This window comes from Dietzia sp. HMSC21D01, from assembly GCF_001815995.1.
Lineage (GTDB): Bacteria > Actinomycetota > Actinomycetes > Mycobacteriales > Mycobacteriaceae > Dietzia > Dietzia cinnamea.
The window spans coordinates 1-3,959 of the sequence record NZ_KV823859.1 but is presented as its reverse complement, the minus strand read 5'-3'; the positions used below and the strand labels follow the sequence as shown (position 1 = coordinate 3,959).

Sequence of the window (3,959 nt, the reverse complement as noted above, 5' to 3'; positions counted from 1 at the left end):
GATGTACGAGGAGAACTACCACGTGTACGGAGCCCGGAAGATGTGGAAGGAGCTGGGCCGCGCCGGCCACCAGGTCGCCCGCTGCACCGTCGAACGCCTCATGAGAGCCGAAGGTCTCAAGGGGGTCCAGCGGGCCAAGTCTCCGCGCACCACCCGCCCGAAGGCCGAGACTGAACGTCCCGCTGACCTGGTGGAACGCAAGTTCGTCGCCGAGCGACCTAACCAACTGTGGGTCGCCGATATTACTTACGTCCGCACCTACGCCGGGTGGGTGTACGCGGCGTTCATCATCGACGTCTACTCGCGGATGGTCGTCGGGTGGCAGCTGTCCAAGAACCTCTACACCGACCTGGCTCTCGACGCGCTGAACATGGCGATCTGGCAGCGCACCCACGCCGGCGACGACCTGGGCGGGCTGATCCACCACAGCGACCGCGGCGTGCAGTACCGGGCGCTGCGCTATACCGAACGCCTCGCCGAACAGGACCTGGTCGCCTCGGTGGGTTCCCGTGGCGACTCGTATGACAATGCCCTCGCGGAGGCGTTCAATTCGCTGTTCAAGGCCGAGCTGATCCGCAACCGCCACAAGGGTCCGTGGCGGGACATCGATGACCTCGAGATCGCCGTCGCCGAGTACATCGACTGGTTCAACCACCGACGGATCCACGGTGAGATCGGTTACGTCCCACCCGCCGAATACGAAGCCCACCACGCCGCGGTCGAACCTCAACCACAGACCATCGACGACCTCGTCGACGCCAGATAACTACCCTCTACAAAACCCGGGGCTTGACAGACAGATCCGATGAGGTTTATTCCCGCCGACCAGCAGAATTCCCCGAGCCTGATTACAGGTTTGCACCAAGCGTAAGGGGCCGCCCGACGGGGCCTCGGGTCTAGGTCCGCAGTTAGCCTGTCCATATGCCCGCCCAGCTCGACTTCGCTGCCCAGCTCACCCTCGAGGCCCGCCGCATGGCCGCGGCGCTCGACATGGGACGGGTACTCGAGCACGAGGCGATCAACCGCTTCTTGCACCTGGAACACCGAGCGGCGATCGACGGTGACGTCGTCGCGCCGGGCGACGACGTGACGGCGGCCGTTGAATCCGCGGTCGACCTGTTGAGCGAGTTCCCCGTCGTCGCGGCGGCACTCGCAGTGGGCGCCCTGACGGCGTCCAGGGCACGCCTGAGACGCGCCCTGGTGAAGCGCGAGGCCGCGCGACACCAAGCCACGCCGGGTGTCGTCGAGTCGGGCCCGCTTGCCGAGGTCGCCGCTCGTGCGGTGGCGGCCGCAACAGACGTCGCGGTTCTCACCGCCGAGCACGCGAGGAACCTGTCCGTCGGCGTATCGGACCTCGGGATTCTCGAGCGGCTCACCAATCGGTTCCCGATCGCTGCAGATTCGGCGGCGAAGGGCCCGGAGACGGGAATTGAGATCCAGTACTTGGCGGCACTCGCTCACCGCGGCAAGGGCGAGGCGATGATGGCTCGGATTGAGGCGCTACCCTCGAACGCGCACCAGGCTGAGGTGCTTTCCGGGTTGGCGAGCCTGGTCGGAGCAGGGCAGGGCCGCGAGCCAGGCGTCAGGGAGCTCGTCCTCGAGCGTGCTGATCTCCTCGACTGGTCGGAGGTGCCGGAGGCGCTCGATTTCCATGTCCTGTCCTTGCTGAGCGACCAGTTGGACAGGGCCCGCGCACTGCTCCAGCGGTGGGCGCTCGCACCGACGACCGAAGGGTATGCCGACGGGTCGGGTGGTGGACGGTACCTACGGGTGTCGAGCCTGCTGGCGTGGGCTGTGGGTGACCCCGCCCTGGCGGTGCGTATCGCCGGCGTCGACGACCTCCCGCCGGGGGAGGGTCGCGAGCCGAACCCCGCCTCCGACCTGGTTCTCGGTCTCCTCGGCGGGGACCCCGGCCTCGGCTGGGAGGGGCGGGCCGAGCGCTTGATCCGCACCGCGCGACCGGCCAACGACGACTTCGTGAAACGGCTGACCACCGCGTCGCGGTTGCTCCTCGCGCACGGTGAGCCTCTCGCCGCCGCCTGCCTGTTCTACGTCATGCGGAAGATGCAGTGGACCGGCTATGCGCGGCCTGGGCTGCAGCACCAATACGTACTGAGTTGGCTCGGAGACCACATGGCGGTGAGCGACGAGGAGCAGATAACTCTCGTCAAGGAGCTACAGGCCGCCGGGGTGCCGGGGGCGATCCGCTTCGGTTCGGCAAGCTTCATCGACCCTTCCACCGGCGAAGGCAGCTTGTACGTTCCACCAGGCCTGGCAGCACTCCGGACCTACGTCGCGTCGCTCACGACCCGGTAGCCCCGCCCCTCACCACCCCGTCGGCAGCGCCAGGCCCGCCGCGACCGCCGCGCCGAACAAGGCGGTGTCCCGCGACGGCGAGTAGACCACGCGCGGGATCGGCACGGAGATCGGCAGGGACTCCAGCTGCTCGGCGACCGGTCGGTGCAGCGCCTCGCCCAGCCCCACCACTATGCCGCCGGTGAGCAGGACCGTCCGGGGGCGGAAGAGCTGGACGGCGTCCACGAGGAACGAGCCGAGACGGTAGGCGTAGATCTCCGCGGCGTCGTCGCCGTGCTCCCGCTCGAGGTCGTACAGGCCGTGCCCGCCCAGTCCCCACCAGGCCTCGGTGTTGGTGCCGTCGCCGACGATCCGCCAGTGGCCGAGGTCCCAGCCGGTGTGGCCGCACGGGTGGATGAGCGCGCCGTGGTGGTTGAGCGCGCCGAACGCCAGGGACGAGCCGAGGGAGATGGCGATCCCGCCGAACTCGACGTCCGGGAGACGCGTCAGCGCCAGGGCGTGGGCGTCACCGTCGCCGATGACCGAGACCGGCGCGTCGATCAGCGACACCAGCTCGGTGCGCAGGTCGCCCTCCGCCCACGCGGCGGCGCGCGACAGGACGACCCGCCCGCGGTCGGCGTCGACGTGGCCGTTCAGCGACACGCCGACGCCGGCGGGGGAGCGGTCGACGGCGAGGACCGCGGTGGCGAGATCCTCGGCGGTCGCGACCTCGGCACCGTGGACGCCCACCACGTTGCCGTTCACCACGACGCCGATCCGCGTCCCGCTGCCGCCGATGTCCACGACCACGCCGTTGCGCATCGCCGCACCTCCCTTTCCGTGCCTACATTCTCTCCACTTATTCGTAGCGGGCGCGCGGGGGGTTTGCTGCCGGTGGCCGCGGGCCGGACCGGCACACCGGCCGCCGGCCGCGGTGTGGCGAATATCATGCGCGGCACGGGGATCGAAAGTCGCCGCACGTCGTTGATAGTAGACGTGACCACTACTTTCGACACCCAGAACGTGCTCGCCCTCGACGAGCAGGCGCAGGACCTGCTGTTCCGCGAGGCGCGCACCGCCAACGCCTTCACCGACGAGCCCGTCACCGGCGAGCAGATCCGCGCGATCTTCGACCTGGTGAAGTGGGCGCCCACCTCGATGAACATCCAGCCCCTGCGCGCCATCGTCATCCGCTCGGAGGAGGCCAAGGCCCGGCTGCTGCCTCTCCTCACCGAGGGTAACCGCGCCAAGACCGCCGCGGCCCCGGCCGTCGCTCTGCTCGCGGCCGACATCGACTTCCACGATGAGCTGCCCACCCAGTTCCCGCACTTCCCCGGTGCGCGCGATCTGTTCGCCGATGACGAGGACGCCCGCGTGGGGACGGCCGAACTCAACGCCGGGCTGCAGATCGGCTACGCGATCATCGGCATCCGCGCCGCCGGCCTCGCGGCGGGCCCGATGACCGGCTTCGACGCCGAGGCGATCTCCCGCGAGTTCTTCCCCGACGGCCGCCACCGCGTGCTCGTGGCCGTCAACATCGGCAAGCCCGCCGAGGAGGGCGCCTGGTTCGACCGGCTCCCGCGGCTCGGCTACGACGAGGTCGTCCAGACCCTCTGACCGAGCTCTCCCCCACATCTCCGACGGGCCGGGCGCCGCGGCGCCCG

Annotated in this window: 4 protein-coding genes; 3 read left to right on the top strand and 1 reads right to left on the bottom strand. The window is 69.5% G+C overall.

What is annotated here, in order from left to right; genetic code table 11:
- Both HMPREF3086_RS06385 and HMPREF3086_RS06380 read left to right on the top strand, forming a co-directional pair.
- Positions 1–766, top strand: a 766-nt coding sequence (locus HMPREF3086_RS06385) for an IS3 family transposase (protein ID WP_070720810.1), incomplete at its 5' end; no start/stop codon positions are given.
- Positions 767–921: 155 nt separating this feature from the next.
- The gene (locus tag HMPREF3086_RS06380; RefSeq protein WP_070720808.1) at positions 922–2,316 is read left to right on the top strand and encodes a hypothetical protein; all 1,395 of its coding nucleotides are present in this window, start codon (positions 922–924) and stop codon (positions 2,314–2,316) included.
- Between the two features lie 9 nt (positions 2,317–2,325).
- On the opposite strand, the gene HMPREF3086_RS06375 is transcribed toward HMPREF3086_RS06380, so the two are convergent.
- Positions 2,326–3,117, bottom strand: a complete 792-nt coding sequence (locus HMPREF3086_RS06375; protein WP_070720806.1) for an acetate and sugar kinases/Hsc70/actin family protein — start codon at positions 3,115–3,117, stop codon at positions 2,326–2,328.
- Positions 3,118–3,291: 174 nt separating this feature from the next.
- Between HMPREF3086_RS06375 and HMPREF3086_RS06370 the strand changes: the two genes are divergently transcribed.
- The gene (locus HMPREF3086_RS06370) at positions 3,292–3,912 is read left to right on the top strand and encodes a malonic semialdehyde reductase (protein ID WP_070720803.1); all 621 of its coding nucleotides are present in this window, start codon (positions 3,292–3,294) and stop codon (positions 3,910–3,912) included.
- Positions 3,913–3,959 lie beyond the last annotated feature (47 nt).

Bases quoted from the DNA above. Each gene is read 5' to 3' on its own strand.
- HMPREF3086_RS06380 (WP_070720808.1), top strand. From the start codon at position 922: ATGCCCGCCCAGCTCGACTTCGCTGCCCAGCTCACCCTCGAGGCCCGC.
- HMPREF3086_RS06375 (WP_070720806.1), bottom strand. From the start codon at position 3,117: ATGCGCAACGGCGTGGTCGTGGACATCGGCGGCAGCGGGACGCGGATC.